At 68.7% G+C, this 13,588-nt stretch carries 14 protein-coding genes; 8 read left to right on the plus strand and 6 right to left on the minus strand.

The window, feature by feature from the left end:
* Positions 1 to 38 precede the first annotated feature (38 nt).
* Positions 39 to 1,544 carry an aldehyde dehydrogenase family protein gene (locus JNUCC0626_RS40660; RefSeq protein ID WP_394615969.1) on the plus strand — a complete coding sequence of 502 codons (1,506 nt, stop codon included), beginning with the start codon at positions 39 to 41 and terminating at the stop codon, positions 1,542 to 1,544.
* 32 nt (positions 1,545 to 1,576) lie between these two features.
* On the opposite strand, the gene JNUCC0626_RS40665 is transcribed toward JNUCC0626_RS40660, so the two are convergent.
* Positions 1,577 to 2,569: an ABC transporter substrate-binding protein gene (locus JNUCC0626_RS40665; RefSeq protein WP_394615970.1), complete on the minus strand. Its 993-nt coding sequence runs from the start codon at positions 2,567 to 2,569 to the stop codon at positions 1,577 to 1,579.
* A 145-nt stretch (positions 2,570 to 2,714) separates the two neighbouring features.
* Here JNUCC0626_RS40665 and dhaK point away from each other — a divergent pair, with 145 nt between their 5' ends.
* The 5 genes from dhaK to JNUCC0626_RS40690 all read left to right on the plus strand — a co-directional run bounded on the left by dhaK (position 2,715) and on the right by JNUCC0626_RS40690 (position 8,463).
* Positions 2,715 to 3,707: a dihydroxyacetone kinase subunit DhaK gene (dhaK, locus tag JNUCC0626_RS40670; protein WP_394615971.1), complete on the plus strand. Its 993-nt coding sequence runs from the start codon at positions 2,715 to 2,717 to the stop codon at positions 3,705 to 3,707.
* 1 nt (position 3,708) lies between these two features.
* Complete coding sequence (dhaL, locus tag JNUCC0626_RS40675) at positions 3,709 to 4,335, plus strand: dihydroxyacetone kinase subunit DhaL (RefSeq protein WP_394615972.1); 627 nt, start codon at positions 3,709 to 3,711, stop codon at positions 4,333 to 4,335.
* Positions 4,332 to 5,024 carry a dihydroxyacetone kinase phosphoryl donor subunit DhaM gene (dhaM, locus tag JNUCC0626_RS40680; RefSeq protein ID WP_394615973.1) on the plus strand — a complete coding sequence of 231 codons (693 nt, stop codon included), beginning with the start codon at positions 4,332 to 4,334 and terminating at the stop codon, positions 5,022 to 5,024. Before dhaL ends, dhaM begins: the two co-directional genes overlap by 4 nt.
* A 1,013-nt stretch (positions 5,025 to 6,037) precedes the next feature.
* Positions 6,038 to 7,813: a 3-hydroxyacyl-CoA dehydrogenase family protein gene (locus JNUCC0626_RS40685; RefSeq protein WP_394615974.1), complete on the plus strand. Its 1,776-nt coding sequence runs from the start codon at positions 6,038 to 6,040 to the stop codon at positions 7,811 to 7,813.
* A 44-nt stretch (positions 7,814 to 7,857) separates the two neighbouring features.
* On the plus strand, positions 7,858 to 8,463 hold the full coding sequence (locus JNUCC0626_RS40690) for a DUF3558 family protein (protein WP_394615975.1): 606 nt from the start codon (positions 7,858 to 7,860) through the stop codon (positions 8,461 to 8,463).
* A gap of 33 nt (positions 8,464 to 8,496) precedes the next feature.
* On the opposite strand, the gene JNUCC0626_RS40695 is transcribed toward JNUCC0626_RS40690, so the two are convergent.
* Complete coding sequence (locus tag JNUCC0626_RS40695; protein ID WP_266038079.1) at positions 8,497 to 8,706, minus strand: FmdB family zinc ribbon protein; 210 nt, start codon at positions 8,704 to 8,706, stop codon at positions 8,497 to 8,499.
* 33 nt (positions 8,707 to 8,739) lie between these two features.
* Here JNUCC0626_RS40695 and JNUCC0626_RS40700 point away from each other — a divergent pair, with 33 nt between their 5' ends.
* Positions 8,740 to 9,033, plus strand: a complete 294-nt coding sequence (locus JNUCC0626_RS40700) for a hypothetical protein (RefSeq protein WP_285646468.1) — start codon at positions 8,740 to 8,742, stop codon at positions 9,031 to 9,033.
* A 7-nt stretch (positions 9,034 to 9,040) separates the two neighbouring features.
* Here JNUCC0626_RS40700 and JNUCC0626_RS40705 read toward each other — a convergent pair whose 3' ends face one another.
* Both JNUCC0626_RS40705 and JNUCC0626_RS40710 read right to left on the minus strand, forming a co-directional pair.
* Positions 9,041 to 9,733, minus strand: a complete 693-nt coding sequence (locus tag JNUCC0626_RS40705) for an alpha/beta fold hydrolase (protein ID WP_394615976.1) — start codon at positions 9,731 to 9,733, stop codon at positions 9,041 to 9,043.
* Positions 9,730 to 10,272, minus strand: coding sequence for a GNAT family N-acetyltransferase (locus JNUCC0626_RS40710; RefSeq protein ID WP_394615977.1), 543 nt, complete (start codon positions 10,270 to 10,272; stop codon positions 9,730 to 9,732). The genes JNUCC0626_RS40705 and JNUCC0626_RS40710 overlap by 4 nt, the downstream gene beginning before the upstream one ends.
* A 51-nt stretch (positions 10,273 to 10,323) precedes the next feature.
* Between JNUCC0626_RS40710 and JNUCC0626_RS40715 the strand changes: the two genes are divergently transcribed.
* Complete coding sequence (locus JNUCC0626_RS40715) at positions 10,324 to 10,830, plus strand: histidine phosphatase family protein (protein ID WP_394615978.1); 507 nt, start codon at positions 10,324 to 10,326, stop codon at positions 10,828 to 10,830.
* Between the two features lie 4 nt (positions 10,831 to 10,834).
* Here the strand turns inward: JNUCC0626_RS40715 and JNUCC0626_RS40720 are convergent, their stop codons facing one another.
* Positions 10,835 to 12,124 (minus strand): chromosome segregation protein, encoded by a 1,290-nt coding sequence (locus JNUCC0626_RS40720; RefSeq protein ID WP_394615979.1) that lies wholly within the window; start codon positions 12,122 to 12,124, stop codon positions 10,835 to 10,837.
* Between the two features lie 36 nt (positions 12,125 to 12,160).
* A complete protein-coding gene (gene ccrA / locus JNUCC0626_RS40725; protein WP_394615980.1) occupies positions 12,161 to 13,474 on the minus strand; it encodes a crotonyl-CoA carboxylase/reductase in 1,314 nt (437 codons plus the stop codon).
* Positions 13,475 to 13,588 lie beyond the last annotated feature (114 nt).

Consider the following 13,588-nt stretch of genomic DNA (forward strand, 5'->3'; position numbering starts at 1 on the left):
TTAGTGTCGAGGTTACTGGCGAGTACCGGAGGAGCACCATGACGCAAACCGCTTCGGACAGCGCGCTGTCGGCCGATGGCGAGCAGCGGCGGTTCGCTTCACTGGACCCGCGCACGGGCGAGGTCGTCGCCCATCACCCGATCCACACGGCCGAAGAGGTCGAGGACGCGGTGGTGTCGGCGCGCGAGGCCGCGGCGTGGTGGGCCGGGCTGGGGTTCGAGGGGCGCAAGACCAAGCTCGACGCCTGGCGCAAGATCCTCTCGCAGCGCGCCGACGAGTTCATCGCGTTGATCAGCGCGGAGACCGGCAAACCCGCCGACGACTCCCGCGTCGAGGTCGCGCTGGTGATGGACCACCTGCACTGGGCCGCGCGGAACGCCGGGCGTGTACTGGGCAAGCGCCGTGTGTCGTCGGGCATGCTGATGGTCAACCACAGCGCGTCGCTGGAGTACCGGCCGTTGGGCGTCATCGGCGTCATCGGGCCGTGGAATTACCCCGCACACACGCCGATGGGTTCCATCTCGTACGCGCTGTCGGCGGGCAACGCCGTGGTGTTCAAGCCGTCGGAGTTCACGCCGGGCGTCGGCACGTTCCTCGCGTCGACGTTCACCGAGGCGGTGCCGGAGCACCCGGTGTTCCAGGTGGTCACGGGCTTCGGTGAGACGGGCGCGGCGCTGGTGTCGGCCGGGGTCGACAAGATCGCGTTCACCGGATCGACCCGGACCGGCAAGAAGGTCATGGCCGCCGCGGCCGTCTCGTTGACGCCGGTGCTGGTCGAGTGCGGTGGCAAGGACGCGCTGATCGTCGACTCGGACGCCGACCTGACCGCCGCCGCCGAGGCCGCGATCTGGGGTGCGGTGTCGAACGCGGGCCAGACGTGCGCGGGCGTGGAGCGGATCTACGTGGCCGAGGACGTCGCCGACGCGTTCACCGAGGTCCTGGTGAAGCGGGCTCGCAAGCTCAAGCCGGGTGGCGAGCCGAACGCGAACCTCGGGCCGATCACCATGCCGTCGCAGGTGGAGATCATCCGCGAGCACGTGCAGGACGCGCTGGACCGCGGTGGCAAGGCGCTGGTGGGCGGGCCGGAGTCGATCAGGCCGCCGTACGTCGAGCCGGTGGTGCTGACGGACGTGCCGGAGGACTCGCTGGCGGTCACCGAGGAGACTTTCGGGCCGACCGTGGTGATCAATCGGGTACCGAACGCCCTGGAGGGCGTGCGGCTCGCGAACCAGTCCAAGTACGGGCTGGGGGCCGCGGTGTTCTCGAAGTCGCGCGGTGAGGAGCTGGCCGCGGAGCTGCGGGTCGGGATGGTGTCGGTCAACTCGGTGCTGACCTACGCGGCGATCCCGGGGCTGCCGTTCGGTGGTGTCGGGGACTCCGGGTTCGGGCGCATCCACGGCGAGGACGGGCTGCGCGAGTTCGCCTACGCCAAGGCCGTGACGAAGCTGAAGTTCAAGTCGCTGATCAACATGGCGACGTTCGACCGGTCGTCCATGGCGGGCAAGCAGATGCTGCGCCTGGCGCGGATGCTCTTCGGGCGCTGAGCCGCTGAAGAGCACCCGCGTTTCAGGGGCTCTTAGACGCCGAGCTGCTTCTTCATGTCGTCCAGCACGACGTTCGCGGCGAGCACGCCGAGACCGAGGAAGTAGGTCTCGTCGAGGACCGGCTTGGCCTTGCCGGCGCTGACGGCGTTCAGCTTCGTCCACAACGGACCGCCGAGGACGGACGCCTGCGCGGTCTTGGCGGGGTCGCCGTAGGTCGAGTAGAGGATGAAGTCGCCGTCGGCCTTGCCGATCTCCTCCGCGCTGACCTCGGCGGCGAGATCGTCCACCTGGGACGGCGTCGGCTGGCCGATCTTGGCGTCGATCAGGATCGTGCCGATGAACGACTTCTTGGCGTACAGGCGGATGCGGCCGGGCATGAAGCGCAGCGCCGTGACCGTGGGGCGCACGCCGAGCTTCTTCTCGACGGCGTCACCGGTCTCGGTGGCCTTCTTCGTGTAGTCCTCGAGCATCTTCGCGGCGTCGGCCTGGCGGTCGAGCGCGGCTGCGTTGAGGAGGAAGTTCTCCTTCCACACGTAGCCGGGGCGCACGGCGAACACCGTGGGGGCGATCGCGGCGAGCTTCGGGTAGATGGCCTCCGCGCGCAGCTGTGAGCCCAGGATCAGGTCCGGGTTCAGCTTGGTGATCGCCTCGAGGTTGAGGTTGTTGGTGCTGCCGACGTTCTCCGGCGTGCCGCCCTTGTCGCCGATGTAGGACGGCATGGTGGGGGCGCCGTCGGGGTAGGCGATGCCGACGGGCTTGATGCCGAGCGCCACGACGTTGTCGAGCTCGCCGGTGTCGAGCACGACCACCCGTTCGGGTTTCTTCTCGAGCTTGGTCTCACCCATCGCGTGCTTGATCGTGCGGGGGAACTCGCCGGGCTTGGAGGTCGTGCCGAAACCGTTGCTCAGCTCGTACGCCTTGCCGAAGTCCTCGCCGCCCTGGGCGACGGTGGGCTTGTCCGGCGTGCTCGAACACGCGGTCAGGGTCAGGGCGACTGCGACGAGCAGCGCGGCTCTCTTGGACACGACGTTGTTCCTCCACTACGGAACGTGATGTTGACCAGCTTTTGTTAGGGCAGCCTAACGGTTCCGGGGCACTTTGCCCGTTCCGAGTGTCAGACCCCCGGAGTAAGAAGGAACACGGTCACCGGCGATCGGAAGGGGCTGTTCGATGAAGAAGATCATCAATGATCCGGAAACCGTGGTGCAGGAAGCTCTTCGGGGAATGCAGGCCGCCCATTCCGATCTGCTGACCGTGCACGACGACCCGGCGGTCATCGTGCGCGCGGACGCACCGGTCGCCGGCAAGGTCGCGCTCATCTCGGGCGGAGGCTCGGGCCACGAACCATTGCACGGCGGCTTCGTGGGCCGGGGCATGCTCGCCGCGGCCTGCCCCGGTCCCGTCTTCACGTCGCCGACGTCGGACCAGGTGGTCGACGCGATCGCGCGCACCGACGGCGGCGCGGGCGCGTTGCTGATCGTGAAGAACTACACGGGCGACGTGCTGAACTTCGAGATGGCCGCCGAACTGGCCGAGACCGAGGTCCGCTCCGTCGTGATCGACGACGACGTGGCGGTGAAGGACTCGCTCTACACGGCGGGCCGCCGAGGCGTGGGCGGCACAGTCCTGCTGGAGAAGATCGTGGGCGCCGCCGCCGAACGGGGCGACGACCTGGCGGCGTGCGAGGCGCTGGCGTTGCGCGTGATCGCGTCCGTCCGCTCGATGGGCCTGGCGCTGACCGCGTGCACGGTGCCGCACGTGGGCGAGCCGTCGTTCGCGCTGGCCGACGACGAGATGGAGATCGGCATCGGCATCCACGGCGAACCGGGCAGGCAGAAGGTGCCGGTGAGCACCGCCTCCGAGATGGTCGCGGCGCTGCTCGACCCGATCCTGTCCGACCTGCCGTTCGCCTCCGGCGACCGAGTCCTGCTGTTCACCAACGGCATGGGCGGCACCCCGTTGATCGAGCTGTACCTGGCCCACGGCATAGCCGAACAACTGCTGGCAGACCGAGGCATCACGGTCGAGCGCAGGCTGGTCGGCCCGTACATCACCAGCCTGGAGATGCAGGGCATGAGCATCACCCTGCTCCGCCTGGACGACGAGATGGTCGAACTCTGGGACGCGCCCGTCCACACGCCCGCACTGCGATGGGGAGTCTGAAGTGGGTTGCACGGCGACTGACGTGATCACGGCCGTACGAGCGGCAGCGGTCGTGATCCAAGACCACCGCGACGAACTGGTGCGCCTGGACCAAGCCATCGGCGACGCCGACCACGGCGAGAACATGAAGCGAGGCTTCACCGCCGTGGTGGCCCGCCTGGAAGCAGAACCCCCGGACACCCCGGGCAAAGTCCTCAAGCTGGTGGCCACCACCCTGATCTCCACAGTGGGCGGCGCAGCGGGCCCGCTCTACGGCACGGCCTTCCTCCGAGCGGCCTCAGCGGTGGGCGACGTGTCCGAACTGGACTGCGACACAGTGGCCCGAGCCCTGCAAGCAGCCCTGGACGGCGTAATAGCCAGAGGCAAAGCCGCAGTGGGCGACAAAACGATGGTCGACGCCCTGACCCCAGCCGTAGCAGCAGCCTCCTGCACCGAAGGCACGGTAGCGGCGGCCCTCTCCGCAGCAGCAGACGCAGCAGCAGAAGGAGCCAACTCAACGGTCCCGATGGTCGCCCGCAAGGGCCGAGCCTCCTACCTGGGCGAGCGAAGCGCGGGCCACATGGACCCGGGCTCGAGGTCAACGGCCCTCCTCCTCCGCTCCTTCGCAGACACAGCAGCCAAGTCATGACCACGCGCGTGGGCCTGGTAGTCGTCTCCCACAGCGACATGCTGGCCAACGGTGTGGCCGAGCTGGCAACCCAAATGGCCCCGGACACCACAGTGATCCCAGTAGGGGGCACCGAAGAGGGAGGCCTGGGCACCGACTACAACGCAGTAGTGGAGGCGCTGACAGACGCCGACGCAGGCGCAGGCGTAGTGGTCCTCTACGACCTGGGCAGCGCCAAGATGACAGCAGAAATGGCCGTCGAGTCAGCAGACGACCCAACCCGCTACGCAGTAGTAGACGCCCCACTGGTCGAAGGCGCAGTGGTCGCAGCCGTAGCGGCGCAAGGCGGCGCAGCCCTGGCCGACGTGGCCTCAACAGCCGAGGGCGCCGCAACCGAAACCACAACCCCCACCCCCCAACGCCCAGCCCTGCACGTGGTCCCAGACGCCACAACGGCAGAAGTCCTGCTGACCAACGAAGTGGGCCTGCACGCCCGCCCAGCGGCCCTGCTGGCCCGCACGGTGGCAGAACTGGACGCCGACGTGACCATCCGCTACGGCACAGAAGAGGCCAACGCAGCCAGCGTCCTGGCCCTGATGGGCCTGAGCGCACCAGGCGGCAAGTCCATCACCGTGGTCGCCACGGGCAAGGACGCAGCGGAGGCGGTGCGCCGAATCCAGGAGCTGGCCGAAAGGGGCTTCGACGACTGAAGACCGGCCGCCGAGACGAGGCAGGCGAGGAAGGGGAATGAGGGGCGTCGGCAAGCGGCGCGTGGCTGGTGGTGCGCGGCAGGCGAGGCGCGGCAGCGGGCTCGGCGGGCTGCGCTGAGCGCAGCGGGCCAGGTGAGGTGGCAGAGCGCTGGGCAGCCGAGCGCTGGGCAGCCGAGCGCGGGGCAGCCGAGCGCGGGGCAGCCAAGCGCTAGCCAGCCGAGAGCTGGCGACCGAGCGTGGGGTAGCCGAGCGCTGGCGACCAAGCGCGAGGCGACCGCGAGTTCGGTTAGCCAAGAGCTAGGTGACCAATGGCTTGAGGAGAACGAAGCCGCAGGCGAGGCCGACAGAGCGCAAGCATCGCGATGGCGCAGCCAAGCCCACCCAAGACCCAACGGCAAGGCCGAAGGCGAGGCGTCCCTCTTCTTGGCTCACCACACCGCCCGCCACACGCAATGGCGAAGCCGAGGCGTCCTTAGCTCTTGGCTCAAGACAACGCGCGCCCGAGCTACGCAAAGCCGAAGGCGAGCCGTCCCTCTCAGGCCACACGTGCAGCGGGTGAGGTGACGTGCCCACCCAACTCAGCCACGCACCAACGAGATTGGGGCTTGACTTTGGGTGCGAGGTGCTACCACTTGTGGCTCGGCCGGGCGCTTTTCAGCCCGGCCTTTCCGGTCCGACCAGCGCCTCGCAAGGGCCCCGAAGTCAAGCCCCAATCTCTATCGACGCGCCAGCGGCGATGACGAAACCACGCCCGTCTCAAGTCTTTGCACCAAACCCAACCACCCGCAAAGGTGACAGGCCAGCGCACCCCGATCGGCCCAGTCGAACCGTTCCCCTACACGGGTTCACCAGGCGAAACCCCAGATCTGGCCGTCTCCTAGACCGATAACTGTTTCGATCCTGATGGCGAAGCTCACGACCCCACCACCCACCATGAGTGGCATAGTCGCCCGCAAGTTACTCCTTGGTAGCCCACCGGAAAGCCCAGGCAAGATCCCCGCAGGGAGGTCGCAGTGGCGCGCGAGATCACCACCGTCGGAGTCGTCGGCTTCGGAACCATGGGCGCGGGCATCGTGGAGGTACTGGCGCGCACCGGCCTCACCGTCAAGGTCGTGGAAGCAGACGCCGCCGGCATCGACCGCGGCCTCGACCACCTCGAGCACTCCACCGCCCGAGCCGTGAAGCGCGAAAAGCTCACCCCCCAAGACAAAACCGCGCTTCACGCGCGAGTCTCCACGAGCCTGGACCTGAGCACCCTCAAGGACTGCGACCTCGTCATCGAGGCCGTTCCGGAAAGCGCCGAGCTCAAAACCAGGATCTTCAAGGAACTGGACGAGATCCTCGATCCGGAAGCGATCATCGCCTCCAACACCTCGTCCCTCAGCATCACCGAGATCAGCGTGGTGACGAAGCGCCCGGGCAAGGTCGTCGGCCTGCACTTCTTCAACCCCACGCAGGTGTTGAAGCTGGTCGAGGTCGTCCGCACCGTCGTCACCGAGCCCGACGTGATCACGGACGTGGTCGCGTTCACCGAGAGCCTCGGCAAGTCGCCGGTCGTGATCGGCGACAGGGCCGGGTTCATCGCGAACGCGTTGCTGTTCCCGTACCTCAACCACGCCGTGAAGATGTTGGAGTCCAGATACGCCACGCGTGAGGACCTCGACGCGGCCATGCGGTACGGCTGCGGTTATCCGATGGGACCGTTGGCGCTGCTGGACCTCATCGGTCTCGACACCGCCTACGAAATCCTCGACACGATGTACCACCAGTCGCGCAACAGGTTGCACTCGCCGGCGCCGCTCCTCAAGCAGATGATCACGGCTGGCCTCAAGGGCAGGAAGACGGGCCGCGGGTTCTACACCTACGACGGTCCGGACTCGCCGACCATCGTGAAGGACGCGCAGACTCCGTCCGAAGTGGACACGAAGGCGCAAACCCGGGAAGTCCAACGGGTTGGCGTCATCGGCACCGGCACGATGGCCACCGGCATCGCCGAGGTGTTCGCCAAGCGCGGGTACGACGTGGTCCTCCGGGCGCGCAGCCTGGAGAAGGCGGAGAAGTCGATCGGCGCGGTGCGCAAGTCGTTGGAGCGTGCGGTCAGCAAGGGCAAGCTGAGCGAACAAGAACGCGACGCGGCGCTGGGGCGCATCTCGCCTGCGGTGGAGTTCGTGGAGCTCGCGGACTGCGATCTGGTCGTCGAGGCGGTGGCCGAGGAGATCGGGATCAAGAAAGAGGTCTTCGCGGCACTCGACGAGGTGTGCAAGCCGGGTGCGGTGCTCGCGACGACCACGTCGTCGTTGCCGGTCATCGAGGTCGCGGCGGCCACGAACCGGCCCGCGGACGTCGTCGGGCTGCACTTCTTCAACCCCGCGCAGGTCATGAAGCTGGTCGAGGTCGTGGAGACGATCTCCACCAGCGCCGACGTGGTGGCGACGGCCCGCAAGATCTGCCTCGACCTCGGCAAGCACCCCGTGCACTGCGGGGACGTGGCCGGGTTCATCGTGAACGCGCTGCTCTTCCCGTACCTCAACGACGCGGTGAAGATGCTGGAGGCCCACTACGCCGAGGCCGACGACATCGACAACGCCATGAAGGTCGGCTGCGGGCTGCCGATGGGACCGTTCGCGCTGCTCGACGTCGTGGGGCTGGACGTGTCGCTGGCGATCCAGCGGACGCTCTACAACGAGTTCCGCGAGCCCGGATTCGCGCCGGCGCCGCTGCTGGAGCACCTGGTCACGGCCGGTCGGCTCGGCCGCAAGACCGGCAAGGGGTTCCGCGACTACTCGTGAGCCGCTCACAGGGGCACCATGTCGCGTCTGGCATCGTGGGTGTCATGCGTCGACTGGTGCTCCTGTTGGCTGTCCTCGTGCTCGCGTCCGGGTGTGCCCGGACGACGGTCGAGGGCAGTCCCGTCGCGCAACCGGTGCTCGACGCCGCCTCGCCCTTCGATCAGAAGGACCCGGGAACCGACCCGAGCACTGATCCGAGCGAGTCCGAGGACCCCGAGGACCCGGAGAACGCGCCGATCGACGGCGAGATCACGCCCACCTGCGCCAAGCTCAAGTGGACGGACCTGCCCTACCCCGGCACCAAGGCCGAGACGCCACCCACCCAGATCAACTACGACTCGACGTTCGAAGAGTCGTGCCGGTGGACCACGAAGATCGACAACGTCGAGGTCGGCGTCTCGCTGCGCGTGCGCGAGGGCAAGCAGATCACCATCGAGCGCACCACCGGCGAGTGGGACGTGAAGGACCACAAGGTCTCGTACCTCGACCGCACGGGCGAGGAGGACGTCGAACCGTCCTGCGTGGTCGCCCTGCCCTACAACGGCGGCGGGCTCGGGATCATCGTCATCGACTCGACAGGCAAGTTCGGCAGCGTCTGCGACCAGGGCCGCAAGATCGCCGAAGTGATGATCGACCGCGAAACGGCCTGACCCGGCCTGGTCGCGAGCACCGCCTGACCGGGCTCAGCCGCAGCAGCCCCCACCGCAGCACCCGCCACCGCCGCCACCACCGGGCGCGGCCTGCTGCGTGCCGCCGATCCCGGCCATCGACAGCAGCTTCACCGTGTCGGGGTGGCCCTCGGGACAGTTCGCGGGCGACGAGGACTCGCTCATCGGGCGCTGCACGTCGAAGGTGTCGTCGCAGGTTCGGCAACGGAACTCGTAGGTCGGCACGAGCTGATTCTACGAGCGATTACCGTTGTGGCCGTGCCTCGCCGTAACAGTCCCAAGCCAGAAGAACCCCGGCCCCTCGGGGGCGGTGTCGGCTGGGCGCGCGCCGAGTCGGGTCCGGACGGCGAGTGGCTGGTCCGCGCCATCTCCGGCGCACAGGCGCAGAAGACCTACCGCTGTCCCGGGTGCGACCACGAGATCCGCCCCGGCGTCGCGCACGTCGTGGCGTGGCCCGCGCAGGAGTCCGGCTCGGTCGACGAACGCAGGCACTGGCACCAGGCGTGCTGGGACTCGCGCGGACGGCGTGGGCCGACCGCGCGCCGCTGGTAGGTAGCGCCTAGATCCCGACCTGCTCGCGCCACCGTTCGAGCCGGGCCCGGAACTCGTCGGGCTGCTCGACGGGCGGCAGGTGCCCCGCGTGCTCGATGCGTTCGCTGGTCGAGTGGTGGAGCGTCACGGCGAGCTTCGCGGCCACGTCCGGCGGCGTGATCTTGTCGTGCTCGCCGACCAGCACCAGCGACGGGACGTCCAACGACTCCAGCACGTCCGTCGAGTCCGGCCGCTTCGCCATCGCGCGCTGCCACCACGCCACGTCCTCGGCCCGCTGCTCCAGGATCATGGTGCGCACCGACGCCCGCGCCGTGTCCGAGGCGTCCGGGCCGAGCAGGTTCGGCAGCATCGCCTCGACGAGCCACTCGCCGACGCCGTCACGTTCGACGCGGTCCGCCATGGCGTGCCGGTTCGCGACGGCCTCAGGTGCGTCCGCGGTGTGCTTGGTGTCGACGAAGACCAGGCCCTTCACGCGTTCCGGTGCCCGCCGCAGCAACGCCATCGCCACGTACCCGCCCATCGAGCACCCGCCGAGCAGCACCTGCTCGAGGCCGCGCTCGTCGAGCACACCCAGGACCTGGTCCGCGACGGTGCCGAGGTCGGGTTCGCCGTGGCCGCGCAACGACGGCGTCAGCGCGCCCGGCACGTCCCACATCCGCGCGTCGAGCGGAAAGGCGTGCAGCAGCACCAGGTCGTTCATCGGCTCTCCCACTCCGGCGCCAGCAACGACCACACCTCGAGGTCCTGCCGGACCCCGCGGTACTCGTGGTGCGAGCGCAACACTCCGTCCCGGCTCATCCCGAGCCGCCGCGCGACCGCGATGCTGGCCTCGTTGCGCGACGACACCATCCACTCAACCCGAACCACGCCACGCTCGCGAATCGCCCAGTCGATCAACACGCCGGCCGCGCGCGTGACCAGCCCGTGCCCCGTGGCCGACGGCTCCAGCCAGCACCCGACCTCGACGCGCCCCTGCGGGATGTCCATGATCCGGAACAGCACACCGCCGACCAGCTTGTCGTCGAGCCAGATCCCGAAGATCCGCCCGACGTCGGCCGCGGCCTTGTCGGCGTACCCCTGCAACAGGTCGCGCGCGCTCTCCAGGTCCTTCGCGGCGTCGGCGAACCCGATGTGCTCGCCGATGAAGTCCCGCCCGCGCTCCATGTGCGCGAAGAACTCCTCGGCCTGCCACGGCTCCAACGGCCGCAGCTCGGCGCCGTCGTCACCCAGTGACTTCACGAACATCCTGTTCCCCCAAGATGGTGAGTTGTGCCTACACGAATCGTATTGGTGCGTCACGCGCAATCCGTCGTGCCGCGCTTCGGCGAGGACGACAACGACACCCGGCCCCTCGCCCCCGCCGGCCTGGTGGCGGCGGACGAGTTGGTGCCACGGCTGGTGCCGTACGAGCCGGTGGTGGTGTTGTCCAGCCCGCAGCTGCGAGCGGTGCAGACGGTTCAGCCCACGGCCGACGCGCTGGGACTCCCGGTGATCACGTGGCCCGAGCTGCGGGAGTGGGAGCCGGGCTTCGTGCCGACGCCGGACTGGGAGGTGCTGTGCGCGCGCAGCTGGGCGGACCCGTCGTCGGTGCACGGGGCGGGGGAGAGCCTCGACACGCTGACCAGGCGCGCCGGGAAAGCGTTGGCGCGCATCGGGGTCGAGTACCCGGACGCGACCGTGCTCGTGGGGTCGCACGGGACGTTCGTGTCGCGCGCGTTGATCGCGGTGGGGCGGCACGCCGACTTCGACTCGTGGTGTGCGATGCCCATGCCCGCGATCTACGAGGTCACGGCCTGAGGCGTCAGGGCTTCTTGGCGGTCTGCGGCCGGGCGAGCTTGGCCGTGGGGCCGTCCAGCTGAGGTGCCTGGGCGGGCTTGTTCGGCGCCTGTGCGGGAGCGGACTGCGCCGGAGCCTGCGGCACGGCGGGCTTGGCCGGTGCCTGAGGTGCCGGAGCCGCCTGAGCGGGCGCAGGTGCCTGAGGCGCCTGAGGTGCCGGAACGGCCTGAGCGGGCGCGGCCTGAGCAGGTGCGGCCGCCGGAGTGCCCGGACCGGCCTGCGTCGGCGGCACCGGACCAGCCTGTGCCGGCGCCTTCTCCTCCTCCACCGGGTCGAGCAGCGGCACGACCTCCTGCAGCGCCGTCCGCACGTTGTGGAGCTGGTGCGAGAGGCGGTTGCGGAGGTTGCGGAGCTGGTCGACGCGCTGCGTGGCGGCGGTGGTGCGGCGGTTGGCTTCCTCGGTGGCCTCGCGGACTCGGCGGTTCGCCTCGTCGGTGGCCTCCTGGATGCGGGCGGTGGCCTCGGTGACCGAGTCGTGGCGGCGGCGGTTGGCCTCTTCGGTGGCCTCGCGGACGCGGCGTTCGGCGTCGGACTTCGAGGTGGTCTGCTCGGTGGCGATCAGAGCGCGGACGCGGGCTGCTTCCTCGGCCGCCTCGCGCATGCGGCGGTCCGCCTCGCCCTTGGAGGTGGCCTCCTGGGTAGCGAGGGTGGCCATGGCCTCGGAACGGCGGGCGGCCATCGCGATCTCGAAGTCCTCTTCGACGGTCACGCGGCGCTGCTCGGACTCGTCGGCGATCTTGCGGGCGGCGCCCTCGGCCTCGGAGACGATCTTCTCGGCCTCGGAGCGCGCCGTCTCCAGCACGCCCTTGTGTTCGGCCTCCATCGAAGAACGGCGCTCGTCGAGTTCGGCGATCAGCTTCTCGTAGCGCTGGCGCAGGACGCTCGCGTCGGCCTCGGCCTTGGCGCGGATGTGGCCGCCTTCGGCTTCGGCGCGCGCCTTGATCTCGTTGGCCTCGTCCTGGGCCAGGCGCAGCATGCGCTGGAGGCGCTCGGAGAGCCCCTCCAGCGTCGTCGGCGGCAGCGACAGGCGCTCCACCTGGTTGCGCATCTCGGTGATCTCCGAGCGGGCGGCTTCCAGTTGGCGCGCCAGATCTGACGTCTGGGACACGGCGGCATCGCGGTCCGCGGCGAGCAGCCGCAGGTCCGAGTCGAGGCGTTCGAGATGATCCTCGACCTGGGCGCGGTCATAACCGCGCTTGACGATGTCGAAGCCGGATCCCAGAGGGACGAGGTCACGGTCGTCGGCGAGGCCCATGACCTTCACGCTACCCGTTCGGGTAACCCCGGAAGGTCACACACCCCGGAATCGATTGATAGCTGTGAGGTGCTTCGCGCGCAGTTCGTGATCCAACACACCAAGACCTTCTTCCGGTGCAAGGCAGAGCACGCCGACCTTGCCCTGGTGCGCGTTGCGGTGCACGTCGTGCGCGGCCTGGCCCGTTTCGTCCATTGAGTACACCTTGGACACAGTCGGGTGGATCTTTCCCTTGGCGATCAAGCGGTTCGCCTCCCACGCCTCGCGGTAGTTCGCGAAGTGCGAAGAGAGGATGTGCTTGAGGTTCATCCAGAGGTAGCGGTTGTCGTACTGGTGCATGTACCCGGACGTCGACGCGCACGTCACGATCTTGCCGCCCTTGCGCGCCACGAACACCGACGCGCCGAACGTCTCCCGGCCGGGGTGCTCGAACACGATGTCGGGGTCCTCGCCGCCGGTCAGCTCACGGATCTTCGCGCCGAACCGCTTCCACTCCCGCGGGTCCTGCTCGTGCTCGTTCTTCCAGAACCTGTAGCCCTCCGCCGAACGATCGATGATCAGTTCGGCGCCCATGGAACGAACGATCGCCGCCTTCTCCGGCGACGACACGACGCACACGGGCGTGGCGCCACCGTTCAGCGCGAACTGCGTGGCGTACGAACCGAGCCCGCCGGACGCACCCCAGATCAGCACGGTGTCGCCCTGCTTCATGTTCGCGCCGTTGGTCGACACGAGCTGCCGGTACGCCGTGGAGTTCACGAGGCCGGGGGACGCGGCCTCCTCCCACGTGAGGTGGCGCGGCATCGGCATCAGCTGGTTCGACTTCACCAGCGCGAGGTCCGCGAGGCCGCCGAAGTTCGTCTCGAAACCCCAGATCCGCTGCTGCGGGTCGAGCATCGTGTCGTTGTGCCCGTCCGGCGCCTCCAGCGGCACGTCCAGACAGTGCGCCACGACGCGGTCGCCCGGCTTCCACGCGGTGACGCCGGGACCGACGCGCACGACGACACCGGCCAGGTCCGAGCCCACGACGTGGTACGGCAGGTGGTGCTTGCCGCCCAGCTTCTTCAGGAACCCGAACGTCGAGACCGGCTCGAAGATCGACGTCCAGACCGTGTTGTAGTTGATCGCGGACGCCATGACCGCGACCAGCGCCTCGCCCGGCCCCAGCTCGGGCGTGGCCACCTCGTCGACGTGCAGCGACTTGCGAGGGTCTTTGTCCCTCGTCTCAAGGCCTGAGAACATCTCGGCCTCGTCCGCGTGCACGGTCACGCCCCGATAGCTCTCCGGAACGTCCAACGAACCGATCGCGTCCAGCTCGTCGGCCAGGATCGCGTCAAGGATCTTCTGCACAGCGGCATTCCTTCCCTAGTGAGGGATAGTCGCAGGTTGCCGGAGGTTACTCAGTAGTAACCGATTCAGAATCCTGCTTGTGAGGGATTCCACTCGGAAGAGTTGACCGGGCGG

It is taken from the genome of Lentzea sp. JNUCC 0626 (assembly GCF_043632865.1).
Taxonomy (GTDB): Bacteria; Actinomycetota; Actinomycetes; order Mycobacteriales; family Pseudonocardiaceae; genus Lentzea.